A 26,095-nucleotide genomic window follows, 5' to 3' on the forward strand; every position below is an offset into this window, starting at 1 on the left:
AGGAAGCCACTTCTTTTATGACACGCATCAAGTTTTTGCTAAATGAAAGAAGTGTGATTAACAAAATGGACAATCTCTGTTGCCACCCCTGACAGCTCGGATAAGATACTGACGTGCAGATGATTTTCCACCGGCACTTCCCAGGAACCAAGGATAAAAGGATATTTTCCATGAACAGCAAAATGAAGAAACAATCAGGCTTTACCCTTATTGAATTGATGATCGTGGTTGCGATCGTGGCCATCTTGGCCGCCGTCGCGCTGCCGGCATATCAGAACTACACCAAAAAAGCCAAAATGACTGAGGTTGCTTCTGCTACCGGTAAATACAAAACCTCTATTGAAGTCTGTGTGCAAACTAAAGGCACTGCTTGCGTCTTAGCCGACATTCAAAGTGGTGCTGTTGCGCAAGGAAATGTCACAACAACCGTGACTGGAGGAGGAACCTCTGCTTGGGTTGTAACTTCAGCACCAACAGCGAGCGCCGCAGCAGGCTCACTTGCACCTCTTGTCGTTGGAGACACTGCAATTTTGACAAGCTCAACCCCTTCCAATACAGACCCATTAACATGGACTCTTACTTGTGCAGCAACGGCAGCAGATTATTGCCCAGCTAAATAATGACCTCTAGCCCTAATAGCGGCCTGGCGTTAAGCCTGGCCGCCTCTTCACTGATCAGTGAAGAGGATTCCCAGCGCTATCTGAGCCAGGCCAAGGCCCAGCGCAAACCCTTTGTGACCTTTCTGATAGAAAACGACATCCTCGACAGCAAGGCGCTCGCCGATTTTTGCGAGCTGGAGTATGGGGTACCTCTGCTGGATCTTGCCGCCTTCGATTTGGCCGAGATCCCGCAGAAGTACCTCAATCAGAAACTGATTGAGAAGCACCACGTCCTGCCCATCTATACCCAGGGCCACACTCTCTATATCGCCATGTCGGATCCGACCAATGTGTCGGCCCTGGAGGACTTCGGCTTCAGCTTCGGGCTCCATACCGAGGCGCTGCTGGTGGAGGAGAACAAGCTCACCGCCGCGATCGGCAAGCTGCTGGAGAGCGAAAACGACGCCCTCGGCATGGAGGATATCGACGAGGCCGAGATCTCCGACCTCGAGGTAAGCGACGAGAACAGCCGGCTGGACGAGAGCGTCAATACCGCCGATGACGATGCCCCCATCGTCAAGTACATCAACAAGATCCTGATGGATGCCATCAAGCGCGGTGCCTCCGACCTGCACTTCGAGCCCTATGAGTTCAAATATCGAGTGCGCTTTCGCATCGATGGCATTTTGCACGAAATCGCAACCCCGCCGGTCAATCTGGCCAACCGCTTCTCTGCCCGCCTCAAGGTGATGGCGCGGCTCGATATCGCCGAGCGGCGGCTGCCGCAGGATGGCCGCATCAAATTGAAGCTGTCGCGCAACAAGTCGATGGATATGCGGGTCAACACCCTGCCCACCATGTGGGGGGAGAAGATCGTTATCCGTCTGCTCGACTCCTCGGCGGCCCGCCTCAATATCGAGCAGCTTGGCTTTGACGACCGCCAGAAGGCACAGTACCTGCGAGCCCTCTCGAAACCGCAGGGGATGATACTGGTCACCGGCCCCACCGGCTCGGGCAAGACGGTCTCGCTCTATACCGGCCTCAATATTCTCAACACCACCGAGGTAAACATCTCCACCGCCGAAGATCCGGTGGAGATCAATCTGCCGGGCGTCAACCAGGTACAGGTCAACCCCAAGGCGGGGCTCACCTTTGCCAGCGCCCTGCGCTCCTTCTTGCGGCAAGATCCGGATGTGGTGATGGTGGGGGAGATACGGGATCTCGAAACCGCCGAGATCGCCATCAAGGCGGCACAAACCGGCCACCTGGTGCTCTCAACCCTGCATACCAACTCGGCTGCCGAAACCCTGACCCGGATGATGAATATGGGGGTGCCCGCCTTCAATATTGCCTCTTCGGTCACCCTGATAATGGCCCAACGGCTGGCCCGCAAGCTGTGTGACCACTGCAAGGCGCCGGAGGTGGTGCCGGAAGCCGAGCTGCTGGAGCTGGGTTTTACCCCGCAGCAGCTGGCAGCCGGCTTGCGACTGTTCAAACCGGTTGGTTGCAAGGAGTGTTCCGGCGGCTACAAGGGGCGAGTCGGCATCTACGAAATCATGCTAATGTCGGAAAATATCGCAAAATTGATCATGCAGGGGGCCAACTCCCTGCAAATTGCGGCGATTGCCCAGAAAGAGGGCATGCGCACCCTGCGCACTTCGGGACTGGAGAAGGCACGGCTTGGTGTCACCAGCCTTGCCGAGGTCAACCGGGTCACCACCAATTAAACCTCGCCAAGATGCGAGCAAGATGATCTACCAGCAAGCGACCAGATGGTGCCAAGCCGTTTGAGGATATTTATCAGGTCAGATGGTTCAGGGGCTCCCTGACCATCCGCCCAATTGCAGGATGCAAAGATGGCAACCCTAACGAAAAAGAACAACACCCCGAAAAAAGTCTTTGCCTTCCGCTGGCACGGGGTCAATCGCAAGGGGCAGAAGGTCTCCGGCGAGCTGCAGGCTGACAGCATCAATACCGTCAAGGCGGAGCTGCGCAAGCAGGGAGTAAACGTCACCAAGGTGGCCAAAAAATCTCAGGGGCTCTTCTCCAAAGGCGGCGCCAAGATCAAGCCGATGGATATCGCGATTATCTCCCGCCAGATCACCACCATGCTCTCCGCCGGCGTACCGCTGGTGCAAAGCCTGCAGATCATCGCCCGCAGCCACGAGAAAGCCGCCATGCGCGAGCTGATGGGTGAGATCGCCTCCGATGTTGAGACCGGAACCCCCATGTCGGAGGCGTTGCGCCGCCATCCCCGCCATTTTGACGATCTCTACTGCGATCTGGTTGAGGCGGGGGAGCAATCCGGTGCACTGGAGACCATCTACGACCGTATCGCCACCTATCGAGAAAAGTCGGAAGCGCTCAAGTCGAAGATCAAGAAGGCCATGTTCTATCCCACCATGGTTATTCTGGTGGCCATAGTGGTGACTTCCATCCTGCTGCTGTTCGTCATCCCCCAGTTCGAGGATATCTTCAAGAGCTTTGGCGCCGAGCTGCCGGTGTTCACCCAGTTTGTCATCGGCATCTCACGCTTTATGCAGAACTGGTGGTATGTCTTCTTCGGCGGAGCTGCGCTCGCCATCTTCCTCTATGTGCGCGCCTGGCGCGCCTCCCAGAAGGTAAGGGACAATACCGACAAGTTTGTGCTCACCATCCCGGTAGTCGGTATGATCCTGCACAAAGCGGCGATGGCCCGCTTTGCCCGCACACTCTCAACCACTTTCTCGGCCGGTATCCCGCTGGTGGATGCACTCATCTCGGCGGCCGGTGCCTCCGGCAACTATGTCTATCGCACCGCCGTTATGGCCATTCGCAACGAGGTGGTGGCCGGTATGCAGATCAACGTGGCAATGCGCACCGTCGATCTCTTCCCGGACATGGTGATCCAGATGGTGATGATCGGCGAGGAGTCCGGTGCCATCGATGATATGCTCTCCAAGGTTGCCACCATCTTCGAGCAAGAGGTGGACGACCTGGTCGATGGCCTTACCAGCCTGCTGGAACCCCTCATCATGGTGGTGCTCGGGGTGCTGGTCGGCGGCATGGTTATCGCCATGTACCTGCCCATCTTCAAACTTGGCGACGTGGTGGGTTGATTCATCAGGGCAGGGCGCCAAAGCCATGCCCTTACCTCATTCAAAAACTGACGGTTGGTTATGACACTTCTTCTCGAGCTGGCTCACGGCTTGCCATGGCTCTTTTTTTCGCTGGTTTTTATCTTTTCCCTGATGATCGGCAGTTTCCTCAACGTGGTGATCCACCGCCTGCCCATCATGCTGGAGCGAGAGTGGCAGGCCGAGTATCGCAGCTACTTCTCCCCCGACGAAGAGGCCATCGCACCAGAGCGCTACAACCTGATGGTACCGCGCTCCGCATGCCCTCACTGTGGTCACCCCATTACCGCCATCGAGAACATTCCGCTGCTGAGCTGGCTCTGGCTCAAGGGGCGTTGCCGCGACTGTCAGGCGCCCATCTCGGCCCGCTATCCGCTGGTAGAGCTGATAACAGCCCTGCTCTCGGTGGCCGTTGCCATGGTCATAACGCCGGGCTGGGGCACACTGGCCGCCCTGCTGCTGACTTGGGTATTGGTGGCCCTCACCTTTATCGATCTCGACAAGATGTTGCTGCCAGATCAGCTCACCCTGCCCCTGCTGTGGGGCGGTCTGCTGTTCAATCTGGCAGGTGGCTTCGTACCGCTGGCGGATGCCGTGATTGGCGCCATGGTCGGCTATCTGGTGCTCTGGAGCCTCTACTGGGCCTTCAAGCTGCTCACCGGCAAGGAGGGGATGGGCTATGGCGACTTCAAGCTGCTGGCGGCGCTGGGTGCCTGGCTCGGCTGGCAGGCGCTGCCGATCATATTGCTGCTCTCATCCCTGGTCGGCGCCGTGATCGGCATCAGCCTGATCGCCTTGCACAAACACCATCAGGGCAAGCCCATCCCCTTCGGCCCCTACCTCGCCATCGCGGGCTGGATTGCCCTGCTGTGGGGCGATACCATCACCAACTGGTATCTCTCTACCCTGCTTTGAGCAAGAGGCCCCCCATGTATGTAGTTGCTATTACCGGTGGTATCGGCAGTGGCAAGACCACCATCGCCAATCAGTTTGCCGAACTGGGTATCGAGGTGGTGGATGCCGATGTGATCGCCCGCGAGGTCGTAGAGCCGGGCACCCCGGCCCTTGCCACCATCGCCGACCATTTTGGCCCGGATGTGATTGAGCCGAGCGGTCAACTCGACCGTCGCACCCTGCGCGAGCGGGTCTTCAGCGACCCGCAGGCCAAGGAGTGGCTCAATGCACTGCTCCATCCGCTGATTCGCAGTGAAATGCTGCGCCAGTGTGCCGCAGCCAGTTCTCCTTACTGCCTGCTGGTGGTGCCGCTGCTGGTGGAGAACAAACTCACCGGCCTCGCCGACCGGGTGCTGGTGATCGATGTGGACGAAGCGACCCAGATTGAGCGCACCTGCCGCCGTGATGGCGTCAGCACCGAGCAGGCCAGAGCCATCATCGCAGCACAGGCCAGCCGGACAGAACGGCTAGCTGCGGCGGATGATGTCATCGAGAACGCCAATGGCAGCGAAATGGCGATAAAAACGCGGATTTTGGCACTACACGAGACATATCTGGCATTTGCCTCTCAACAACCCCGTCAACAGTGAGTACACTAGGCCGGTTTATGGCTGGCCAGGATTAGGCATGATTTACGATTTTCCCCTCAATGAAAAAAGCCGGACCTACCTGCGTCTGGAGTCCCTGTTTTCCCAAATTCGCGACAATCTGGAGAGCGAGCAATCCTGGGCCCATATCGCCTTCTTCAAAGGGCTGTTCGATCTGCAGGAGCTGCTGGAGCGTGGTGACTTGCGCGCTGACCTTATCAAGGATCTGGAGCGTCTCGGCCAACGTCTGAGCCACTGGGCCAGCCTGCCCGACGTCGATCTGGAGCAGATCAAACAGATGCAGCAAGAGAGCAGCCAGCTCTCCCGCAACCTGCTCAACTCGCCACGCCCGGGAGCCCGCCTGAAAGAGGATCGTCTGCTCGGTTCCATTCGCCAGCGCTTCTCCATCCCGGGTGGTCTGTGTGCCTTCGACGTGCCCCAGCTGCACCACTGGCTCGGAACCCCGGCCATCACCCGTCACCAGCAGATGCAGGGCTGGCTTAGCGACATCACCCTGCTGATGAACGCCATCACCCTGTTGCTGCGTCTGTGGCGTGAATCGGGCAGCTTCAGCGAGCAGGTGGCGACCAACGGCTTCTTCCAGGACACCGCCGAAAGCGCCGAGCTGATCCGCATCAAGCTGCCGGGCAATCTGTTCTGCTACCCGACCCTGAGCGGCCACAAGAATCGTTTTGCCCTGCGCTTCCTGCCTACGGGCGAGCAGCAGATTGGCGATGTGCCATTCCAGCTCGCCTGCTGCTAAGGAGTACTTATGGTCACCAAGGTAAAGTGTCCGACCTGCCAGAGCGAAGTGGAGTGGGGCTCGCAGAGTCCGTTCCGACCTTTCTGCAGCAAACGCTGCCAGTTGATCGATCTCGGCGAGTGGGCTGATGAAGAGAAACGGATACCCGGGGAGATCAACCCGGATCTGCTGCCAGAGCAGGAAGAGGGCGATCAGTGGCTATAAGCCCCTGGTCACTCTCCGCTATAAAATAAAAAAGGGCCGATGGGCCCTTTTTTGATGCTTGTTGTTGCAACCGGTTCAAGCCAGCAGGCCTTGAAGCCGCGCGACAATCGGACCGTTGGCATCGGGAAAGTGGTAGTTGTGCAGCTCGGACACCGGCACCCATAGACACTCCTGCCCCTCTTTGCCGAACGGCTCGCCGCTGAAACGGGTCACCTTCCAGATATCCAGCAACACCTGCTTCTCGGGGTAGTCGTGCTGCAGCTCCATGAAAGGGGCACAATCCTGCACCCGGATGCCGATCTCTTCCCACAGCTCCCGATCCAGTGCGGTGAGAAGATCCTCGCCCGACTCGACCTTGCCACCTGGAAACTCCCAGCGATCCCCCTGATGGCGATCGGAGGAGCGTCTGGCGATAAAGATATCGCCCTGTTCATTCTCGATGACGCCAACCGCTACCCAGATCCGCTTTTTCTGTTCCATCTTGTTACCTTTGTACGCTATGGCTGACCAGGCCGTTCAATGTGCCCAACCTCCGGCTGGATGAACGGCCGATGATGCCTGATATCCGATAACCCTTGGTCAGATGGCGCCACCACAGTGACGTCGCCACCCTCTGACAAAAACAAGGCGGGCACCGGGCCCGCCTTGTCATAGCACTGCATCGATCAGGTCAACTGACCGTGGCAATGCTTGTATTTCTTGCCTGAACCGCACGGGCAGGGATCGTTGCGACCAACCTTCTGCTCATCGCGCACGAAGGTGGTGTGGCCCTCTTCACCTGCGGCCTGTTCATCGGCCAGCTGGCTCTCAGCCGCGGCATGGGTGTAGGTACGGGGAGCGGCTTCCGCCTGCTGGCGCTGCTGCTCTTCCATCGCTTCCACATCGCGCTCCTGCACCTGAACACGGCTCAGGATGCTGACCACGTCGCGCTTGAGGGTTTCCAGCATCTGGGTGAACAGATCGAAGGATTCGCGCTTGTACTCCTGCTTGGGGTTCTTCTGGGCGTAGCCGCGCAGATGGATGCCCTGACGCAGGTGATCCATGGCCGCCAGATGCTCTTTCCACAGACCATCCAGAGTTTGCAGCATCACTGCCTTCTCGAAGTTGCGTAGCACCTCTTTGCCAACCAGCTCCTCCTTGTGGGCATAGAGCTTGGTGGCTTCGTCCAGAATGCGCTCGCGCAGCTTCTCTTCATACAGCTTGTCATCTTCCGCCAGCCACTGCTGCAGCGGCAGATCCAGCGCAAAGTCTGCCTTCAGGCGCGCTTCCAGACCCGGCACATCCCACATCTCTTCCAGAGACTGGGGCGGGATGTACTCGTCAATCACGCTGCCGTAGACATCATCACGGATAACGTGGATGGTCTCGGAGATATCGTTGGTATCCAGCAACTCGTTACGCTGCTCGTACACTACCTTGCGCTGGTCGTTGGCCACGTCGTCAAACTCCAGCAAGCTCTTGCGGATGTCGAAGTTGCGACCTTCCACCTTGCGCTGGGCATTTTCGATCGCCTTGGTGACCCAGGGGTGTTCGATGGCTTCGCCCTCTTCCATGCCCAGCTTCTTCATCATGCCGGTGACGCGATCGGAGGCGAAGATCCGCATCAGAGTATCTTCCATGGAGAGGTAGAAACGGGAGGAGCCCGGGTCACCCTGACGACCGGAACGGCCGCGCAGCTGGTTATCGATACGGCGGGACTCGTGACGCTCGGTACCGATAATGTGCAGACCACCGGCGGCCAGCACCGCATCGTGACGCACCTGCCAGGCGGCTTTCAGCTCGGCAATCTGCTCGCTGGTCGGGTTCTCCAGCTTGGCAATCTCAGCCTGCCAGTTGCCGCCCAACACGATGTCGGTACCACGACCGGCCATGTTGGTGGCGATAGTGACCGCGCCAGTCTGACCGGCCTGGGCAACGATCTCCGCTTCCATGGCGTGGAACTTGGCGTTCAGCACCTTGTGCGGGATCTTCTCCTTGGTCAGGATGCCGGAGAGCAGCTCGGAGTTCTCGATAGAGACAGTACCAACCAGTACAGGCTGGCCCTTGGCCACGCACTGACGGATATCTTCGATGATGGCGGCATACTTCTCGTTGGCGGTCAGGTAGACCAGATCGCCCATGTCCTTGCGCACCATCGGCTTGTTGGTCGGGATAACCACGGTATCCAGGCCATAAATCTGCTGGAATTCAAAGGCTTCTGTATCCGCAGTACCTGTCATCCCCGCCAGCTTGTTGTAGAGACGGAAGTAGTTCTGGAAGGTGATGGAGGCCAGCGTCTGGTTCTCGTTCTGGATCTTCACCCCTTCCTTCGCTTCAACGGCCTGATGCAGACCATCAGACCAGCGACGACCCGGCATGGTACGACCGGTGTGCTCATCGACGATGACGATCTCGTCTTTCTGGACGATGTAGTCCACGTTGCGCTCGAACAGGGTATGAGCACGCAGACCGGCGTTCACGTGGTGCAACAGACTGATGTTGGAGGCGGAGAACAGGGAATCGTTCTCATCCAGCAGCCCCTCTTTCTTGAGCAGCTCTTCCACGAAGATCTGGCCGTTTTCGGTCAGCAGCGCCTGACGGTTCTTCTCGTCTACCGTGTAGTGACCGTCACCGGTGTACTCTTCGGTATCTTCCTTGTCCTGCTTGACCAGCAAGGGGATCAGCTTGTTGACACGAATATAGAGCTCGGAGCTGTCTTCGGCCGGGCCTGAGATAATCAGCGGGGTACGAGCTTCATCGATAAGCACCGAGTCAACCTCATCCACCAGCGCGTAGTTGAGCGGACGCTGTACCCGTTGCTCCGGCGAGAACGCCATGTTGTCGCGCAGGTAGTCGAAACCGAATTCGTTATTGGTACCGTAGGTGATGTCGGCGGCGTAGGCGTCACGCTTCTGGGACGCATCCATGCCGGGCACATTGCACGCAACGGTCATGCCGAGGAAGGCGAACAGCGGGCGGTTCGCCTCCGCATCACGTTTGGCCAGGTAGTCGTTTACCGTCACCACGTGGACGCCACGACCGCTCAGGGCATTCAGGTAAGCTGGCAGGGTTGCGGTCAGGGTCTTACCTTCACCGGTTTTCATTTCCGCGATGCGGTTGGAGTTCAGCACCATGCCGCCGATCAGCTGCACATCGAAGTGACGCATGCCAAACACCCGCTTGGAGGCTTCACGCACGGTCGCGAACGCTTCCGGCAGCAACTGCTCCAGAGTCTCACCCTGCTCGATACGCTGACGATATTCAGCCGTTTTGGCCTGCAACTCGGCATCGGAGAGAGCCTCGAACTGCGGCTCCATGGCATTGATCTGTTTTACAATTTTGCGCAAAGCCTTGAGCGTTCTGTCGTTCCGGCTGCCGATAATCTTGGTAAGCAGTGTGCTAATCATGGGTACCAACTATTTCTGGTTATATAAAGCGTTCCGTCACTGGAACCTGAAGAAAAAAACCTAACCCCGGCTGGCACTGAGAAAGCGTGCGGGGTTGACCTGACGACCATCTTTCAACACTTCGTAATGCAAATGGACCCCGGTCGCGCGACCGGTGCGCCCCATCAAGGCAATTTTCTGCCCCTGATCAACCAGGGTGCCCACCTCGACCAGCAACCTGGAGTTGTGGGCATAGCGGGTGACCAGACCATTGCCGTGATTAATCTCCACCATATTGCCAAATTCCGGATGACGGCCGGCCCAGCTGACAATGCCGGGCCCGGTGGCCAGAATCGGGGTTCCGGGTTTGCCACGGAAATCGACCCCTTTATGCATCTTGGCACGCCCATTGAACGGATCGACCCGTCCGCCAAAGCCGGATGAGACCCAAACTCGCTCTTGTTTGACTGGCGTGCCGGAAATAAAACCGGCATCGGTGATATGGTGATTCATGATGAAAGATTCAAGTACCGACAGCTGCTCTTCGCGGCTGCTGAGCTGCTGGCTGAGGTGTTTCATCGAAGCCTGCAGCTCGTTGAGGCTCACTTCCAGATCTTCATCGTAAGAGGGACCGCCCATGGGGGGCAGCTCTTTGAAATTGAACTCGTCGGGATCGAGGTCGGCCTGTTCGGTCAGTCGCTCGCCAAGGGCATTGATACGACCCAGCTGCCCCTGCATGGTGCCCACCTGAGCAGCCAACATGGCCAGCTGTTCGCGCGCTTCGTCACCGCTCTGCTCGGCGGAGCGCTGTTCGGCCATGGCCAGCGCTACTTCCAGCGCCTCCATTTTCTGGTGCCAACTCTGCCAGAGCCAGCCACCACCAAGGGCCAACAGGGAGAAAACAATACCGCCGACCCATGCCAGACGTTGTTTGGGCAGGTGCAACTTGCGTCGCTGCTTGCCGTGGAGGATCAGGGTAATGCTCATAGAAATCAGTCTGCTCGGTCAGGTGCGGCCAGGAGCCTGCACGGGAAATAAAACCGGGAGATAATCGGTATTAAAGGATGGAGTAAACAAATGACGGAACGTCGGTGCGGAGAGAGGACCGACGTTCCGTTGCACAGCTATCAGGCCAGAACCAGACCGTTATCGTAGTAAGCGATAGGCGCTTTGTCGCCCTCACCCTCGAAGGTCACCAGTTCCCAAGCCTCCTGCTCGGCCAGCAAGGCACGCAGCAGCTTGTTGTTCAGGGCATGTCCGGTCTTGTAGGCACGGAACTCACCGATGATGCTGCGGTTACACATATAGAGGTCACCGATCGCGTCCAGCATCTTGTGCTTGACGAACTCGTCCTCATAACGCAAACCGTCTTCGTTCAGCACCCGATAGTCGTCCAGTACCACGGCGTTTTCCAGGCTTCCGCCCAGCGCCAGGTTCTGGGAACGCAGGTACTCGATATCACGCATGAACCCGAAGGTACGGGCACGGCTGATCTCTTTCACGAAGGAGGCACCGGAGAAGTCCAGTACGCAACGCTGATTGCGCCCTTCAAAGACCGGATGCTGGAAATCGATCTCGAGATCCATCTTGAAGCCGTTGCGATAGGGGTGGAATTCCGCCCACTTGTCGCCGTCTTCAACCCGGATGCTCTTCTTGATCCGCACAAACTGCTTGGCAGCATTCTGCTCACGGATCCCGACTTCCTGCAACAGGTAGATAAAGGGATGCGCACTGCCATCCATCACCGGGATCTCGGGCGCGTCAACCTCAACGTAGAGGTTGTCGATCCCCATCCCGGCCAGCGCAGCGGAGAGGTGCTCAATGGTAGAGACACGGACACCGGCTTCGTTGACCAGAGCGGTACAGAGCACGGTATCGCGCACCTGATCGGCATTGGCTGGCAGCTCCACCACAGGATTCAGGTCGGTACGCAAGTAAACGATCCCTGTGTTCACAGGTGCCGGACGGAACGTCATGGTGACTTTCCGGCCCGAATGCAGGCCGACACCAGTCGCCTGTACACTCGTTTTCAAGGTTCTTTGTCTAATCATGGGTGTACCCTAAACAGCTTAAAATCCGGACCAGATGGTCGTTGGCAGGCCATCTTAGCACATTCCTTGAACAACAAACAAACGAGAGCCATAAGAGGCTTAGTCAGCTTGCTTGCGCAGGAACGCCGGAATATCCAGGTAATCCGGTTCACGACGAGCTTGCGGCTCGGCGTTGACCACCTTGGCCGGGGCTTCATCCATCACGCGGCCTTGCATCATGTCGCTAACCAGCGGCTGACGCACCGGGCGCTCTTGCACCTGGCTGCTCTTGACCAAAGTGATGTCCGGCTTGCGCTCGGCACCGATACCGGTAGCAACCACGGTCACACGCAGTTCGTCGTGCATTTCCGGATCGATTACGGTACCCACAACTACAGTGGCGTTCTCGGAAGCGAAGGCCTTGACCGCGTTACCCACGGTTTCGAACTCTTCGATGGTCATGTCCATACCGGCGGTGATGTTGACCAGGATGCCACGGGCACCGGCCAGATCCACATCTTCCAGCAGCGGGCTGGAGATGGCTTTCTCGGCCGCTTCTTCGGCACGGTCATCACCAGAGGCGGAACCGGTACCCATCATGGCGGTACCCATTTCACGCATCACGGTACGCACGTCCGCGAAGTCGACGTTGATCAAACCCGGACGGGTGATCAGCTCGGCAATGCCCTGTACCGCGCCAAGCAGTACATCGTTGGCCGCCTTGAAGGCATCCAGCAGGGAGATACCGCGACCCAGCACCTTCAGCAACTTGTCGTTGGGGATGGTGATCAGGGAGTCAACATTTTTGGAGAGCTCTTCGATACCGTGCGCAGCGAAGCCCATCCGCTTCTTCCCTTCAAAGGAGAACGGCTTGGTCACCACAGCAACGGTCAGGATGCCCATCTCGCGGGCCACTTCGGCCACGATCGGCGCAGCACCGGTACCGGTACCACCACCCATACCGGCGGCGATGAACACCATGTCGGAACCGGTCAGCAGCTCACGCAGTGCTTCGCGATCTTCCATGGCCGCATCACGACCAACTTCCGGATTGGCGCCGGCACCCAGACCCTTGGTGATGCCACCGCCGATCTGCAGGGTAGTGTTGGCGCTGGAGTTACGCAGTGCCTGGGCATCGGTGTTGACGGTAATGAACTCAACACCCTCAATATTTTGACGAACCATGTGCTCGACAGCGTTACCGCCGCCGCCACCTACACCGATCACTTTAATGACGGCTTCGTCAGTGTGGCTATCCATAAATTCAAACATGTTGTCTCTCCGCTTTATTTGCCTGACTCAGCAAAATTCTTAGAACTCGCCACGCAGCCAGTTGCTAACCCGTTTGACCAGGCCACCGACGCTTGCCTTGGCGGCATATTCTTTGTTGCTACCTGTGGCTTGATGGGTGCGGCCATATTGCAGCAACCCGACCGCAGTCGAGTACACCGGTGCCTGCACGTAATCACTCAAACCACGTATGTTCATGGGCTCTCCCACCCGGACCTGGCTCTGGAAGATCTGCTCTGCACACTCCACAATACCTTCAATCTGGGCAGCGCCGCCGGTCAAGACCACACCGGCTGCCAGCTGATGCTTGACCCCCTGCGCTTTCAACTCGCTTTGTACCCGCACCAGCTCATCATTCACCATGGAGAGCAACTCGGTGTAACGGGGCTCAATCACTTCAGCCAGTGTCTGCCGTTGCAGGCTGCGCGCCGGGCGACCACCGACACTGGGTACTTCAATATTGTCTTCCTTGCTGACCAGACGACCGAGGGCGCAACCGTAACGCACCTTGATCGCTTCCGCGTCGAGCGGCGGCGTGCCGAAGGCGTAGGCGATGTCGCTGGTCACAGTGCTGCCAGCATACGGGATCACCTTGGTGTGGCGCAGGGCACCGCCGGTAAACAGCGACATATCCATGGTACCGCCACCGATATCCACCACGCAGACACCCAGCTCTTTCTCGTCTTCGGTCAATACGGCATAGCTGGAGGCCAGCGCGGAGAAGATCAGTTGATCCACGCGCAAACCGACCTTCTCCACACACTTCTCGATGTTGCGAGCCATGTCGTTGTGGCAGGTGATCAGGTGAACCTTGGCCGCCATCCGCACGCCGGAGAGGCCGACCGGATTCTTGATCCCTTCCTGATAGTCGATCGCAAACTCCTGGGGCAGCACGTGCAGCACACGCAGCTCGTCGGAGAGGCGAACCGACTTGGCGGTGTGGATCACGTTGTCCACATCCTCCTGGGTCACCTCCTCATCGGAGATGGGCACCATGCCGGTCTCGTTGCGGCAGTCGATATGCTTGCCGGACAAACCCAGATAAACCGAGCTGATCTGGCAGTCGGCCATCATCTCGGCCTCTTCCACCGCACGGCGCAATGACTTGACCACGGAGTCGAGATCGTTGACCCCACCCTTCTCCATCCCGCGGGAGGCGTGACTGCCCATACCGATGACGTTCAGCTCACCGTCCGGCAATACTTCCCCGACCAGAACCGCCACCTTGGTTGTGCCGATATCCAGTCCGACAATCAAATTCCTATCTGCGGTGTTGGTCATGCACTTTCTCTTCGCTCTTCTTCCAGCCAACTGCCACACCGGTATCGTATCGAAGATCCACATACGCAACCTGCGAACGGGGTTCGATAACCGGGAAGGCATCGATAAATCGCTGCAACCTGAGCGCTATGTCGTTGCGACCCAGAAACAGCTTGATATTGCCATCCAGGGTCAGCTCCCAGGCATGGCGGGGAGTCAGATTCACTCCCAGCAACTTGTATCCCTTGGCAGCCAGTTGCGACTCGTACTGCCGACTCTCTTTCAACACCATGGCGGCCTGGTCATCCGGCCCCGACAACTGCATCAGCGGCGTCTTGACCCGATCCGGGGCGCTGAACACCTTGCCCTTGGTGTTGACGAAGCGGTTGCCGTTCCAGCGCGCCGCTACGTCCTGTTCCGTCAGGTAGACCTTGATCTTGTTCGGCCACTTCTTGCGTACCGATACCGAGGCCACCCATGGCAAGGCATTGAGCCTTGCCTGCAATTCATTGACATCCAACTCGAAGAAGTTGCGTAATTCGGCACCATCCAGTACCGCTAACCGCAGCTCCTCCGTCTCCAGATACTGATGTTGCCCTTGCAGCAACAATTCGCTCATGGGCAACCGATTGGCATCCGTCAGCCAATCTTTAACATCCAGCGCCGTCCGGTAGCAGCCCCATATCACCAGCAGGAAAAACATCACCCCTGCGATGAAGCCACCCTTGGTGCGCCCCTGTGCCCTTGCCTCCACCCGTTCGATCCCCGTGTAACGCGCTAAACCGGCCTTTGACAGACCGGTTCGCCATTATATAGGCCCCGGCTTGGCGGTCAAAATACTCATTGGGCCCTCAGGCACCAGATTTCATGCTATCTATGCTCAATTTCATCTCGCCAAGACGACGGGCCAGTGCCCCGACGTTCCCGGCGCCTTGAGTCAGCACCAAATCCCCCTCGCCAATCAGGTCGGCCAGCACGGCTGGCACGTCATCCGGTGTAGCGACGAAGATGGGTTCCAGGTTGCCGCGCGAGCGAATGGAGCGGCACAGTGCCCGTCCATCAGCGCCCGGGATCGGCTCCTCACCGGCAGCATAAACCTCCAGCATCACCAGCACGTCTACCTTGGAGAGCACATCGGCGAAGTCCTCGTAGAGGTCGCGGGTGCGGGTATAACGGTGCGGCTGGAACACCATCACCAGACGCTTCTCGGGCCAACCGGCACGGGCGGCATTGATAGTGACCTTCACTTCGCTCGGGTGGTGGCCGTAATCGTCCACCAGCATCGCCTTGCCACGACCAGTTTCGAACTCGCCATACTGCTGGAAGCGACGGCCGACACCTTCAAACTTGGCCAGCGCAGAGATGATGGCCTCGTCGCTGACACCGTCTTCCGTCGCGACAGCAATCGCCGCGGCGGCGTTCAAGGCGTTGTGAATGCCCGGCAAATTAAGGGTGACCTGCAGTTCACCCGCCTCTTTGCGGCGCACCCGGAAGCGGCTGTGGTTGTTGGTCTGGACAAAATCCAGTACCTGCACGTCAGCGTCTTCAGAGAGACCGTAGGTCAGGGTCGGGCGGGCAATCTCCGGCAACATGCCACGGATCACCGGATCATCGATGCAGACCACCGCCAGTCCGTAGAAGGGCAGATTGTGCAGAAACTCGATGAAGGTGGCCTTCAGCCTGGAGAAGTCACCGCCGTAGGTGTCCATGTGATCCGCTTCGATGTTGGTCACGATAGAGACCATCGGTTGCAGATGCAGGAAAGAGGCGTCGCTCTCGTCCGCTTCGGCAATCAGGTAGCGGCTGCTTCCCAAGCGGGCATTGGTGCCGGCACTGTTGAGCAGGCCACCGATGACGAAGGTCGGGTCGCGATCGGCTTCGGCATAGATGCTCGCCACCAGACTGGTGGTGGTGGTCTTGCCGTGGGTACCGGCAATGGCGATACCGTGCCGGAAACGCATCAGCTCGGCCAGCATCTCAGCACGCCGTACTACCGGGATCCGCAGTTCGCGGGCAGCCAGCAACTCCGGGTTGTCCTGCTTGATGGCAGTAGAAACCACCACCACGCTGGCGCCGTTGACGTGCTCGGCGTTGTGGCCAGTAAAGATATGGGCGCCCAGAGCCTCAAGCCGCTCGGTCACCGCATTGCGAGCCAGATCAGAACCCGTTACCTGATACCCTTCGTTGGCAAGTACTTCGGCGATCCCGCCCATACCGGCACCACCGATACCGATAAAATGGATGCGACGCACGCGGCGCATTTCGGGGATAACAGTACGCAGTTTTGCCAGTTCAACCTTGGTCATAATCATCTCTTTAGTCTGCCGCAGGCCATGTACCGTCAAAGCTCGGCTGCACAGCGGCATCAATACATACAGGTACAAGGCTGCACGGAGTCACCACTGCAACCTTGCTCATTAATCTTTACCACTCTGCCCACTGGCGAGCCGCTTGCACTCATCAGCAACCCGCTCGGCCGCATCGGTAATGGCAACGCGACGGGCGGCCTGAGCCATGCTAAACAGGGTCTCCCTGCGGCCAGCCAGCCAGGAGAGGCGCGCCGCCAGCGAGGTGGTGGTCAGCTCGGACTGGGGCAGGAATTCGGCCGCACCACCGTCGACCAGAGTCAGAGCGTTACGGGTCTGGTGATCATCCACTGCATGGGGCAGCGGGACGAAAATGGCTGCCACCCCGGCGGCGGCCACCTCGGATACCGTCAGGGCTCCCGCCCGGCAGACAACCAGATCGGCCCAGGCATAGGCGCCGGCCATATCCTTGATAAATTCACTCACCTCGGCATTGATGCCGTGCTGGGCATAGGCAGCAGACACTGTCTCGGCATTGCCCTTGCCACACTGGTGACGCACCTCGATAGGCACACCAGCCGCCGCCACCGCAGCGGGTACCTGCTGGTTGAGCACCCGGGCACCCAGGCTGCCACCGACGATCAGCAGATGCAGCGGCTCGGCTTCGCTGCGAAGCTGCGGATCCGGCAGGGCGACCACTTCGGGACGCACCGGATTGCCTACCACGGCGGTACGGCGGCTCGGCGCGAAGGCGCCCGGAAATGCCATCAGCACCCGCTTGGCAATACGCGCCAGCAGCTTGTTGGTCATGCCTGCAGCAGCATTCTGCTCATGGAGCAGCAACGGGATGCCGGAGAACCAGGCAGCCACTCCCCCCGGACCGGAGGCAAAGCCCCCCATACCGAGCACCACATCCGGGCGAACAGTCTTGAGCACCTGACGCGCCTGCAAGATTGATTTGACGATGCGATAGGGCGCCATCAGCAGTCGCTTGATGCCGTTGCCACGCACCCCCTGAATATCGATGAAGGAGATGGGATAACCATGGGCGGGCACCAGCTCCGCCTCCATCCGGTCCGCCGTCCCCAGCCAGTGGACAGTCCAGCCCTGCTCCCTCAGTCGATCGGCCACGGCCAGACCGGGAAAGACATGCCCCCCGGTACCACCTGCCATCACCAACAGCGTCTTGCTCACTAAACCTCCCGCACCCGCGCCTGGGCAGTCGCCTGACGCAACTCAAAATCGATTCGAATCAACATGCTCACCGCCACTGTCATGATGATGAGACTCGAGCCGCCGTAACTGACCAGCGGCAGGGTCAACCCCTTGGTCGGCATCATGCCGCTGGCTGCGCCAACGTTGACGAAAGTCTGGAAACTGAACCAGATGCCGATACCGATAGCCAGATAGCCATCATAGAGGCGGTCGGCTTGCAGGGCGCGATGCCCCAGCTTCAACGCCTTGATCGCCAACGCAAAGATGAGACACAGGGCGCCCAGTACCCCAACGTAACCCAGCTCTTCGCCGAGGATCGCAAACACGAAGTCGGTATGCGCTTCCGGCAGGTACTCCATCTTCTGGATGGAGTTGCCGAGCCCTTCGCCAAACCAGCTGCCACGGCCAAACGCCATCAGCGACTGGGTCAACTGGTAGCCACTGCCAAACGGATCGGCCCAGGGATCCATAAAAGAGGTCACCCGACGCATCCGGTATGGCTCGACGATGATCAGCATGATCACCCCACCAAGACCGCCACCGATAAGGATCATGAACTGCCACAGTTTGGCGCCAGCCAGAAACAGCATGCCGAACGAGGTGACGAACATCACCACGGTCGACCCCAGATCCGGTTGCAGCAGCAACAGGATCGCCAACACCCCGAATACTGCCAAGGGCTTCAGGAAGCCAAGCCAGGCTTCACGCACCTCGTTCTGACGCCGCACCAGATAACCGGCCAGATAGACGAATAGGGCCAGCTTGCCAAACTCGGCCGGCTGCAGGTTGAAGGGGCCCAGTGGCAGCCAGCGCACCGCACCGTTGACATTGCGCCCGACCACCAGCACCAGTACCAGCAGCAGAATGGCCAGCAACAGCATGGGTCCGTTGTACTCCTGCCAGCGCGCCATCGGCACCTGCAACACAAACCAGGAGATACCGAGCGCCATCACCAGAAACATGGCGTGACGCTTCACAAACATGAAGGGATCATCCCCCAGGGAGATCCCCTCCGGGATCGAGGCTGATGCCACGATCACCACCCCGACCGCCATCAGGGAGAGCGCCAGCAACACCAACTGCCGGTCATAGAGGCCGGCAGGGCGCGCCGGCAATAGCCAGCGCTGGAACAGACCTGCGGCTGCGCGAAGGGCATTCATAGCGCCATCACCATCTCGGTAAAGCGATCGCCACGCACCTCGAACGACTTGAACTGATCGAGGCTGGCACAGGCTGGCGCCAGCAGCACCCAGTCACCGGGCTTGGCATCGGCAGCCGCCTTGGCAACCGCAGCGGCCAGGTCGGCCACCCGTTCGGTCTGCTCACCCAGCGCCAGCAGCACCTCGGCATCCTGACCGAAGCAGTACATGTGATCGATCTGGTTGCCCAGCAGCACCTGGATCGGGCCAAAATCCTGCCCCTTGCCCTGACCACCGGCCAGCAGCAACAGGCGCCCCTTGACCGACTCGCGCACACCGGCAACGGCAGCTAGCGTAGCTCCCACGTTGGTGGCTTTGGAGTCGTTGATCCAGCGCACCCCGTTCACTTCGCGCACGAAACGGGCACGGTGGGGCAAGCCTTCAAAGCGGCGCAGCACGGTGAGCTGGGCAGCGCGGGGAATGCCGACCGCATCGCACAGCGCCATGGCGGCCAGCGCGTTGGCCTGATTGTGGGCACCGACGATCTTCATCTCGTCCACCGCCAGCAGCGGCTCGCCGTGCAGGGTCAACCAGTAGCGGCCATCCAGCAGGCAGCGGCCATAGCCATTGCAGTCAAGACCGAAGCTCTGCCACACCTGACCCACATCGGGCAAAGTCTGGGGATCGTCGCGATTGACCAGAATGTGTTTGGAGTGCTGATGGATCTCCATCTTGGCGGCACGGTAGTCGGCCATACCCTGATAGCGATCCATGTGATCTTCAGAGAGGTTCAGCACCACAGAGGCGGCAGCACGCAGGCTGTGAGTGGTCTCCAACTGGAAGCTGGATAGCTCCAGTACGCAGAGATCCATCGGCTGCTTGAGCAGCTCCAGCGCAGGCGTACCGATATTGCCGCCCACGCCCACCTTGAGCCCGGCTTCGGCAATCATCTCACCCACCAGGGTCGTGACAGTGCTCTTGCCATTGGAACCTGTGATGGCGATGACCGGTGTCTCGGTCTCGCGAACGAACAACTCGATATCGCCGACGATCTGCACACCACATTCGGCAGCCGCTTTCAATTCAGGGGTAGCCAGGGCAATGCCCGGGCTCGCGACGATCATATGCGCCTGTTTGAGTCGCTCACCATCCAGCCCGTAAATGAGTTCCACCTCGGCAGGTAGTTGATCCTTGCCGGGCGGGTTGGCGCGAGTGTCCATCACCAGTGGGGTGACACCACGGCCGAGGAAGTAGTCGACGCAGGAGAGTCCGGTTTTGCCGAGTCCGATAACGATGACCATGGCCTTACCTCACCTTCAGGGTGGCAAGACCCAGCAGCACCAGCACGAGGGTGATGATCCAGAAACGCACGATAACGCGCGGCTCCGGCCAGCCCTTCTTCTCGTAGTGGTGATGGATCGGCGCCATGCGGAAGATCCGCACGCCGCGCAGCTTGTAAGACCCCACCTGCAGGATCACCGAGACAGTCTCCATCACGAAGACACCGCCCATGATCACCAGCAGGAACTCCTGGCGTACCAGCACGGCGATGGTGCCGAGCGCGCCGCCCAATGCCAGGGAACCGACGTCCCCCATGAAGACCTGTGCCGGATAGGTGTTGAACCAGAGAAAGCCCAGACCTGCCCCGACGATGGCAGTACAGACGATCACCAGCTCGGAGGTATAGGGAACATAGGGAATATGCAGGTAACTGGCGAAGTTGACGTTGCCGGTTGCCCAGGCGATAAACGCAAAGCCGCCCGCCACCATCACGGTCGGCATGATGGCCAAGCCATCCAGACCATCGGTCAGGTTGACCGCGTTGGAGGTACCAACAATGACGAAATAGGTGAGCAGGATAAACATCAGGCCAAGTTGCGGCATCACATCCTTGAGGAAGGGCACCACCAGCTGGGTCTGACCATCATGGGTGGCCGTGACGTAGAGGAATACAGCCACTCCCAGCGCAACGGCGGATTGCCAGAAGTACTTCCAGCGGGCGATCAGGCCGTCGGTATTCTTGCGCACCACCTTAAGGTAGTCGTCGGCAAAGCCGATGGCGCCATAGGCACCCAGCACAAACAGCACCAGCCAGACATAGGGGTTGTCGAGGCGGCACCAGAGCAGCACAGACGTGAAAATCGCAGCAATGATCATCAGACCACCCATGGTCGGAGTGCCCCGCTTGCTGAGGTGGGACTCGGGACCATCGTTGCGGATCACCTGACCGAACTTCAGGATCTGCAGGCGACGAATGAGGCGCGGCCCCATCCAGAGCGCAACTCCCAGACCGGTAATGATCGACAGGATGGCGCGAAACGTCAGGTAGGAGAAGACGTTGAAGAAGGTGAAGTGCGGGGTGAGCAGTTCGGCCAGCCAGACTAGCATGTGGCTGACTCCTGATGGCCTTTGACCATCTCGACGATATCTTCCATGCGGGAGCCACGGGCACCCTTGACCAGAATCGAAATTTCCTGATGTGTATTTATCATTTGCGCAAGCACTTCAAACAACGACGCCTTGTTATCGAAATGTCGGCCAGCCGCGGCATCTGCGGTATAGCGACTATGTTCCCCTACTGTCAGCACGGCATCCAGACCGCACTCGCGGGCATGACGGCCAACCCGGGCATGTTGCTCGGCAGACTCCTCACCCAGTTCCCGCATGTCGCCAAACACCAGCACCTTAAAGCCGCTCATGGCGGTCAAGGCATCGATGCCCGCCAGCACGGACTCCACGCTGGCATTGTAGGTATCATCCACCAGAGTCAGACCGCCCCAGCGCTGGACGCAGAAGCGTCCCTTGACCGGTGCCATCTGCTCCAGCCCCACCTTGACGGAGTCGAGGGATGCGCCGAGGGCCAGACAGCCCGCGGCGGCAGCCAGCGCATTGGCCACGTTATGGCGGCCGGGGATCGCCAGAGTCAGGCTCACCTCACCCTGCGGGGTTACCATGACGAACTCGGCACAACCCTGAGCGTTGAGAACCACATCGCGAGCATGGAACGGCTGGCTCTGATCCTCGATGGAGAAGGCGCAGCGAATGCCACGCTCGCGCCACTTCGGCCAGAATTCGTTGTCGGCGTTGACGATGGCGGTGCCGCCTTCGCTCAAGCCCTCAAAAATTTCGCTCTTGGCGTGGTAGATCCCCTCAAGAGAGCCGAAGCCCTCAAGATGGGCAGCTGCGACGTTGTTGATGATGGCGGCATCGGGCTTGGCCAGCGAGGTAGTCCAAGCGATTTCGCCCTTGTGGTTTGCTCCCAGCTCCATCACCGCAAACTGGTGTTGCGGCTCGAGGCGCAGCAGGGTGAGCGGCACGCCCACCTCATTGTTGAAGTTGCCAGCGGTGGCCAGCACTTCCCCTTCGTTGCGCAGGATGGCAGTTGCCATCTCCTTCACCGTGGTCTTGCCGCAGCTGCCGGTAATGGCCAGCACTTTCGGATTGATGCGCTCGCGCACCAGCTTGCCGAGTCGGCCCAGCCCCTTGAGGCTGTCCGCCACCACCAGCTGGGGAATGGCCAGCGGCAGCTCACGCTCGACCAGCAGAGCAGAGGCCCCTGCCTGAACAGCCTGCTCGCAAAAATCGTGGGCATCGAAACGCTCGCCGCGCAGGGCAACGAACAGGGCACCCGCGCCCAAAGTGCGGGTGTCGGTACTGACAACGGTGATCTCGCCATCGTCACCAATCAGACGGGCATCGAGTACCTGCGCCAGCTCGGCAAGCCTGAGGGTCATCATTTGAATGACTCCAATAATGTGTGCAAGGCGGCCGCGACGGTTTCCCGGTCGCTGTAGTGCCGCTTGTCGGTTCCAATGATCTGATAATCCTCATGGCCCTTACCGGCCACCAGGATGATGTCCTGCTTGCTCGCCTGACCGATGGCCAGCGCAATCGCCTTGACCCGGTCGTGCTCCACCTGCACCGCAGCAGGATCGCGAAGACCCGCCACCATGTCGGCCATGATCCGGGCCGGCTCCTCGGTACGGGGATTGTCGTCGGTCAGGATCACGCGATCCGCATACTGCTCGGCCATGGCGGCCATCATGGGACGCTTGCCGCGATCGCGGTCGCCACCACAGCCAATCAGACACCAAAGCTGGCCGGTGCAGTGCACCCGCAGGGCCTGCAATGCCTTTTCCAGCGCATCAGGGGTGTGGGCGTAATCGACCACCGCCAGCGGCGTATCACCACCGCCGAAACACTCCATACGACCGGTCACTGGCTGCAATTTCGGGGCAGTTGCCAGTAGCTCATGGAAGTCGTAACCGAGCACCAGCATTACGCCCATCGCCGCCAGCACATTGCTGACGTTGAAGCGCCCGAGCAAGGGGGCGGATAATACACCATTCCCCCAGCTGGAGTTAATCTGCGCGCGAAAACCTTGCTGGTGAAAATCGAGCTGCTGCGCCGTTAATTGACGGCCAAAATGGTGTTCAATCGGGCCATTCACACTGAAAGCCACCGCTGCCGGGTATTTTTCGAGCCACTTGGCACCCAATTCGTCATCTCGGTTAATCACCGCATTCGACTCGTCGACCAGCTGCAGCAGCTGCTCCTTGGCCGCGCCATAGGCTTCCATGGTGCCGTGGTAGTCGAGGTGATCCCGGCTCAGGTTGGTAAAGACAGCGGCGGAAAAGGGCAGCGCGGCGACACGGTGCTGCACCAGACCATGGCTGGAGACCTCCATCGCCACCAGATCCGCCCCCTGCTCTTGCAGCGCAGCCAGATTGGCTTGTACCTGCACGGCGCTGCCAGTGGTATTTTCCGCTTCGATCAGATGGCCAAACAGGCCGTTGCCGATGGTGCCCATCACCCCGGCCTTACCACCCAGCAGGGTGCGCCAGTTGGCGACCAGCAAAGCGGTAGTGCTCTTGCCGTTGGTGCCGGTGATCCCGACCAGATCCAATTTTTGGGCTGGCTGATCGTAGAAATAGCCCGCAAGAGCAGAGAGGTGAGCGGGCAGATCCCGCATCCCGATACAGGGAACCGGAGTCGATGGTGGGATAAATTCACCATCCTCCTCAAACACAACAGCGGTCGCTCCCTGAGCAACCGCCTGTTCGATGAAACGTCTGCCATCCACCTGATGACCGCAAATAGCCACGAAGAGCGAGCCGGGGCCAACCCGCCGACTATCCAGCTGGATATCGGTCAGAGTGAGCGCCGGCGCCTGGATACCGAAGGGGCGCAGTAATGCATCAAGTGCGCGGGACAAGAGGAGCCTCCGTACGGGCAAGTTTGGCGGGCACCGCTGTGGGCACCGCGTCAGGACGAATGTTGAAGAGTTGCAGTACCCCGCCCATGGCCTCTGCAAACGGCGGGGTCGCCACGGCACCGCCATAGTAAGCACTGCCTTTTGGCTCGTTAATCACCACCACCATGACGAAACGGGGATTACTGGCAGGGGCAAAACCGGCAAACCAGGCCATGTAATCCTTGCCGTAGCCTCCGGCAACGGCGACCTTGGCGGTACCACTCTTGCCACCGACCCGATAACCCGGAATCTTGGCTTTGGGAATAGCGTTGTCGACCACGTACTCCAGCGCCTGCAGCATGGCGGAGGCGTTGTTGTGGTCGATCACCTGCTCACCCTTGGGCGGCGTGGTCACCTTGACGATGGAGATGGGCACTCGCTTGCCTTTGTTGGCCAAGGTGGCGTAGGCGGAAGCCAGTTGCAGCGGGGTAACCCGCAGACCATAACCAAATGAAAGGGTCGCCCGCTCGATATCGGACCAGCGCCGACGCTGAGGCAACATACCACCGCTCTCGCCCATCAGTCCGCTGCCGGTATCCATGCCGAAACCGAACATACTGAGGGTGTTGATCATCTCTTGGGCCGGCATCCGTAGCGCGATGCGCGACATGCCGATGTTGGAGGAGTAGCGCAGGATATCGTAAAGGTTGGTCGCCTTGTGAATACTGACGTCCTTGATCTGCTTGGCACCAATAAAGAGCGGGCCACCGGGAATGAAATCCTTCCAGCTGGTGACACCCGCCTGCAAGGCACTTAGCAAAATCAGCGGCTTGACTGTGGAGCCCGGCTCGTAGGTATCGGTCACCACCCGGTTGCGTACCCGGAAACTCTGATACTGGCCGCGGTTGTTCGGGTTATAGGAGGGGGTATTGACCATGGCGAGCACTTCGCCGGTCTTGATATCCAGCATCACCATGGAGCCGGACGTTGCCTTGTTCTCGTCGGTTGCCCGCTTGAGGGCACGGTAGGCCAATGCTTGCACCCGCTGATCGATGCTGAGCTGCAGATCGTTGGCGTTCTTGCCCTCTTTGACGATACCAAGACGCTCGATGACCCTGCCCTGCCGGTCCTTGCGCACCCGCATCTCGCCCGGTGTCGCCGTCAGCCACTCGTTGTAGCTGCGCTCGATCCCCTCGATCCCGTTGCCATCGATGTTGGTTACCCCCACCAGGTGGGCACTGATTTCGCCAGTCGGATAGAAGCGGCGCGACTCGGGACGCAGATAGACACCACCCAGCTTGAGCCCCTTGATGTATTCAGAGACAGCGGGCGTTACCTGACGCTGCAGATAGACGAAGCGCTTGCTGGGGTTGGCTATACGTTGCTTGAGAGTATTGATATCGATTTTGAGGACTGCTGAGAGCGCCATCCAAGCCCGCTCATTGTGGATAGCGCCGGACTCGTGCACAGTCTTGGGATCGGCCCAGACCGCCTCGACCGGAACGGAAACAGCCAGCTGTTCACCATTGCGATCGGTGATCATGCCGCGCACCGCCTGGGTGGAGGTGGTTCGCAGAGAGCGCATGTCCCCCTCCTGACGCAGACGATCCGGATTGATCACCTGGATCCAGGCCAGACGGAGGATCAGCCCGACAAAGGCGATGCCGATGAATACGACCAGCGTGCGGAAGCGCCACGGATAGATAGATGGCGCTTTAACGTTCGCTTTAGCGGTTTTGGCTGTAGCCTTCCGTTTCATGGCAGAGTAATTACCTTCTCGGTGGTCACCAGAGGGCGACCCATTTGCAACTTGTCCATGGCCAGCGTGGCGACCCGGGAGTGTTCCGCCAGAGTGCCCTGCTCCAGCAAGAGGTGGCGCCATTCGATATTGAGGCGATCCTCTTCCGCCATTAGGTCATTCTGTTTGGCGGTGAGGCCACGGGTCATGTTGGTCACCAGGATCACGGCAAACGCGGTCACCAGTACGGCAACCGACAGAAAAATCTGCAGCTTGTGCCGCCAGAGATCGGCAACGATCTCCTTGGCTAGGTGGACACGTACTTCGCTCATCGC

Annotated in this window: 23 protein-coding genes; 7 read left to right on the forward strand and 16 right to left on the reverse strand. The window is 59.2% G+C overall.

Going from position 1 to position 26,095, the window contains the following annotated elements:
- Positions 1-170: 170 nt before the first annotated feature.
- From G5380_RS14320 to yacG, 7 genes are all read left to right on the forward strand, one after another.
- Positions 171-620, forward strand: a complete 450-nt coding sequence (locus G5380_RS14320; protein WP_421209455.1) for a pilin — start codon at positions 171-173, stop codon at positions 618-620.
- The gene (tapB, locus tag G5380_RS14325; RefSeq protein WP_416034850.1) at positions 620-2,326 is read left to right on the forward strand and encodes a PilB family type IVa pilus assembly ATPase TapB; all 1,707 of its coding nucleotides are present in this window, start codon (positions 620-622) and stop codon (positions 2,324-2,326) included. Before G5380_RS14320 ends, tapB begins: the two co-directional genes overlap by 1 nt.
- A gap of 129 nt (positions 2,327-2,455) precedes the next feature.
- Positions 2,456-3,697, forward strand: a complete 1,242-nt coding sequence (locus G5380_RS14330; protein ID WP_227341827.1) for a type II secretion system F family protein — start codon at positions 2,456-2,458, stop codon at positions 3,695-3,697.
- Positions 3,698-3,757: 60 nt separating this feature from the next.
- Positions 3,758-4,630, forward strand: coding sequence for a prepilin peptidase (locus tag G5380_RS14335; protein ID WP_216952201.1), 873 nt, complete (start codon positions 3,758-3,760; stop codon positions 4,628-4,630).
- 14 nt (positions 4,631-4,644) lie between these two features.
- Entirely contained in the window at positions 4,645-5,259 is a 615-nt protein-coding gene (gene coaE / locus G5380_RS14340; RefSeq protein ID WP_421209458.1) for a dephospho-CoA kinase, read from the forward strand.
- 37 nt (positions 5,260-5,296) lie between these two features.
- Positions 5,297-6,019: a cell division protein ZapD gene (zapD, locus tag G5380_RS14345; protein WP_216952203.1), complete on the forward strand. Its 723-nt coding sequence runs from the start codon at positions 5,297-5,299 to the stop codon at positions 6,017-6,019.
- 9 nt (positions 6,020-6,028) lie between these two features.
- The gene (gene yacG / locus G5380_RS14350) at positions 6,029-6,223 is read left to right on the forward strand and encodes a DNA gyrase inhibitor YacG (protein ID WP_216952204.1); all 195 of its coding nucleotides are present in this window, start codon (positions 6,029-6,031) and stop codon (positions 6,221-6,223) included.
- 75 nt (positions 6,224-6,298) lie between these two features.
- Here the strand turns inward: yacG and mutT are convergent, their stop codons facing one another.
- The 16 genes from mutT to ftsL all read right to left on the reverse strand — a co-directional run bounded on the left by mutT (position 6,299) and on the right by ftsL (position 26,092).
- Positions 6,299-6,703, reverse strand: coding sequence for an 8-oxo-dGTP diphosphatase MutT (gene mutT / locus G5380_RS14355; RefSeq protein WP_257124211.1), 405 nt, complete (start codon positions 6,701-6,703; stop codon positions 6,299-6,301).
- A 185-nt stretch (positions 6,704-6,888) separates the two neighbouring features.
- Positions 6,889-9,609 carry a preprotein translocase subunit SecA gene (gene secA, locus G5380_RS14360; protein WP_421209460.1) on the reverse strand — a complete coding sequence of 907 codons (2,721 nt, stop codon included), beginning with the start codon at positions 9,607-9,609 and terminating at the stop codon, positions 6,889-6,891.
- 60 nt (positions 9,610-9,669) lie between these two features.
- Entirely contained in the window at positions 9,670-10,575 is a 906-nt protein-coding gene (locus G5380_RS14365) for a peptidoglycan DD-metalloendopeptidase family protein (protein WP_257124209.1), read from the reverse strand.
- Between the two features lie 140 nt (positions 10,576-10,715).
- Entirely contained in the window at positions 10,716-11,639 is a 924-nt protein-coding gene (gene lpxC, locus G5380_RS14370) for a UDP-3-O-acyl-N-acetylglucosamine deacetylase (protein WP_005336146.1), read from the reverse strand.
- Positions 11,640-11,738: 99 nt separating this feature from the next.
- Entirely contained in the window at positions 11,739-12,890 is a 1,152-nt protein-coding gene (ftsZ, locus tag G5380_RS14375) for a cell division protein FtsZ (protein WP_005336147.1), read from the reverse strand.
- Between the two features lie 39 nt (positions 12,891-12,929).
- Positions 12,930-14,189, reverse strand: a complete 1,260-nt coding sequence (gene ftsA, locus G5380_RS14380; RefSeq protein ID WP_005336148.1) for a cell division protein FtsA — start codon at positions 14,187-14,189, stop codon at positions 12,930-12,932.
- The gene (locus G5380_RS14385) at positions 14,170-14,922 is read right to left on the reverse strand and encodes a cell division protein FtsQ/DivIB (RefSeq protein ID WP_216952206.1); all 753 of its coding nucleotides are present in this window, start codon (positions 14,920-14,922) and stop codon (positions 14,170-14,172) included. The genes ftsA and G5380_RS14385 overlap by 20 nt, the downstream gene beginning before the upstream one ends.
- Before the next feature lie 97 nt (positions 14,923-15,019).
- Positions 15,020-16,474, reverse strand: a complete 1,455-nt coding sequence (gene murC, locus G5380_RS14390; RefSeq protein ID WP_216952207.1) for a UDP-N-acetylmuramate--L-alanine ligase — start codon at positions 16,472-16,474, stop codon at positions 15,020-15,022.
- 111 nt (positions 16,475-16,585) lie between these two features.
- Positions 16,586-17,668 (reverse strand): undecaprenyldiphospho-muramoylpentapeptide beta-N-acetylglucosaminyltransferase, encoded by a 1,083-nt coding sequence (gene murG, locus G5380_RS14395; RefSeq protein ID WP_216952208.1) that lies wholly within the window; start codon positions 17,666-17,668, stop codon positions 16,586-16,588.
- On the reverse strand, positions 17,668-18,849 hold the full coding sequence (gene ftsW, locus G5380_RS14400) for a cell division protein FtsW (protein ID WP_005341699.1): 1,182 nt from the start codon (positions 18,847-18,849) through the stop codon (positions 17,668-17,670). Before ftsW ends, murG begins: the two co-directional genes overlap by 1 nt.
- Positions 18,846-20,129 (reverse strand): UDP-N-acetylmuramoyl-L-alanine--D-glutamate ligase, encoded by a 1,284-nt coding sequence (gene murD / locus G5380_RS14405; protein WP_421206673.1) that lies wholly within the window; start codon positions 20,127-20,129, stop codon positions 18,846-18,848. Before murD ends, ftsW begins: the two co-directional genes overlap by 4 nt.
- Positions 20,130-20,133: 4 nt before the next feature.
- The gene (gene mraY / locus G5380_RS14410; RefSeq protein WP_421206671.1) at positions 20,134-21,216 is read right to left on the reverse strand and encodes a phospho-N-acetylmuramoyl-pentapeptide-transferase; all 1,083 of its coding nucleotides are present in this window, start codon (positions 21,214-21,216) and stop codon (positions 20,134-20,136) included.
- Complete coding sequence (locus G5380_RS14415) at positions 21,210-22,565, reverse strand: UDP-N-acetylmuramoyl-tripeptide--D-alanyl-D-alanine ligase (protein ID WP_421206669.1); 1,356 nt, start codon at positions 22,563-22,565, stop codon at positions 21,210-21,212. The genes mraY and G5380_RS14415 overlap by 7 nt, the downstream gene beginning before the upstream one ends.
- On the reverse strand, positions 22,562-24,043 hold the full coding sequence (murE, locus tag G5380_RS14420) for a UDP-N-acetylmuramoyl-L-alanyl-D-glutamate--2,6-diaminopimelate ligase (RefSeq protein ID WP_216952211.1): 1,482 nt from the start codon (positions 24,041-24,043) through the stop codon (positions 22,562-22,564). The genes G5380_RS14415 and murE overlap by 4 nt, the downstream gene beginning before the upstream one ends.
- The gene (locus G5380_RS14425; RefSeq protein ID WP_216952212.1) at positions 24,027-25,781 is read right to left on the reverse strand and encodes a penicillin-binding transpeptidase domain-containing protein; all 1,755 of its coding nucleotides are present in this window, start codon (positions 25,779-25,781) and stop codon (positions 24,027-24,029) included. The genes murE and G5380_RS14425 overlap by 17 nt, the downstream gene beginning before the upstream one ends.
- Positions 25,778-26,092 (reverse strand): cell division protein FtsL, encoded by a 315-nt coding sequence (gene ftsL, locus G5380_RS14430; protein ID WP_216952213.1) that lies wholly within the window; start codon positions 26,090-26,092, stop codon positions 25,778-25,780. Before ftsL ends, G5380_RS14425 begins: the two co-directional genes overlap by 4 nt.
- Positions 26,093-26,095: the final 3 nt, after the last annotated feature.

The organism is Aeromonas sp. 604443, assembly GCF_049170315.1.
Lineage (GTDB): Bacteria > Pseudomonadota > Gammaproteobacteria > Enterobacterales > Aeromonadaceae > Aeromonas > Aeromonas veronii_A.

Coding starts and splice junctions, on each gene's coding strand:
- ftsA (WP_005336148.1), bottom strand. CDS start 14,189: ATGACCAACACCGCAGATAGGAATTTGATTGTCGGACTGGATATCGGC.
- lpxC (WP_005336146.1), bottom strand. CDS start 11,639: ATGATTAGACAAAGAACCTTGAAAACGAGTGTACAGGCGACTGGTGTC.
- G5380_RS14320 (WP_421209455.1), top strand. CDS start 171: ATGAACAGCAAAATGAAGAAACAATCAGGCTTTACCCTTATTGAATTG.
- G5380_RS14425 (WP_216952212.1), bottom strand. CDS start 25,781: ATGAAACGGAAGGCTACAGCCAAAACCGCTAAAGCGAACGTTAAAGCG.
- mraY (WP_421206671.1), bottom strand. CDS start 21,216: ATGCTAGTCTGGCTGGCCGAACTGCTCACCCCGCACTTCACCTTCTTC.
- zapD (WP_216952203.1), top strand. CDS start 5,297: ATGATTTACGATTTTCCCCTCAATGAAAAAAGCCGGACCTACCTGCGT.
- ftsW (WP_005341699.1), bottom strand. CDS start 18,849: ATGAATGCCCTTCGCGCAGCCGCAGGTCTGTTCCAGCGCTGGCTATTG.
- G5380_RS14330 (WP_227341827.1), top strand. CDS start 2,456: ATGGCAACCCTAACGAAAAAGAACAACACCCCGAAAAAAGTCTTTGCC.
- mutT (WP_257124211.1), bottom strand. CDS start 6,703: ATGGAACAGAAAAAGCGGATCTGGGTAGCGGTTGGCGTCATCGAGAAT.
- yacG (WP_216952204.1), top strand. CDS start 6,029: ATGGTCACCAAGGTAAAGTGTCCGACCTGCCAGAGCGAAGTGGAGTGG.
- G5380_RS14415 (WP_421206669.1), bottom strand. CDS start 22,565: ATGATGACCCTCAGGCTTGCCGAGCTGGCGCAGGTACTCGATGCCCGT.
- ftsZ (WP_005336147.1), bottom strand. CDS start 12,890: ATGTTTGAATTTATGGATAGCCACACTGACGAAGCCGTCATTAAAGTG.
- tapB (WP_416034850.1), top strand. CDS start 620: ATGACCTCTAGCCCTAATAGCGGCCTGGCGTTAAGCCTGGCCGCCTCT.
- secA (WP_421209460.1), bottom strand. CDS start 9,609: ATGATTAGCACACTGCTTACCAAGATTATCGGCAGCCGGAACGACAGA.
- ftsL (WP_216952213.1), bottom strand. CDS start 26,092: ATGAGCGAAGTACGTGTCCACCTAGCCAAGGAGATCGTTGCCGATCTC.
- murD (WP_421206673.1), bottom strand. CDS start 20,129: ATGGTCATCGTTATCGGACTCGGCAAAACCGGACTCTCCTGCGTCGAC.
- coaE (WP_421209458.1), top strand. CDS start 4,645: ATGTATGTAGTTGCTATTACCGGTGGTATCGGCAGTGGCAAGACCACC.
- G5380_RS14335 (WP_216952201.1), top strand. CDS start 3,758: ATGACACTTCTTCTCGAGCTGGCTCACGGCTTGCCATGGCTCTTTTTT.
- murC (WP_216952207.1), bottom strand. CDS start 16,474: ATGACCAAGGTTGAACTGGCAAAACTGCGTACTGTTATCCCCGAAATG.
- G5380_RS14365 (WP_257124209.1), bottom strand. CDS start 10,575: ATGAGCATTACCCTGATCCTCCACGGCAAGCAGCGACGCAAGTTGCAC.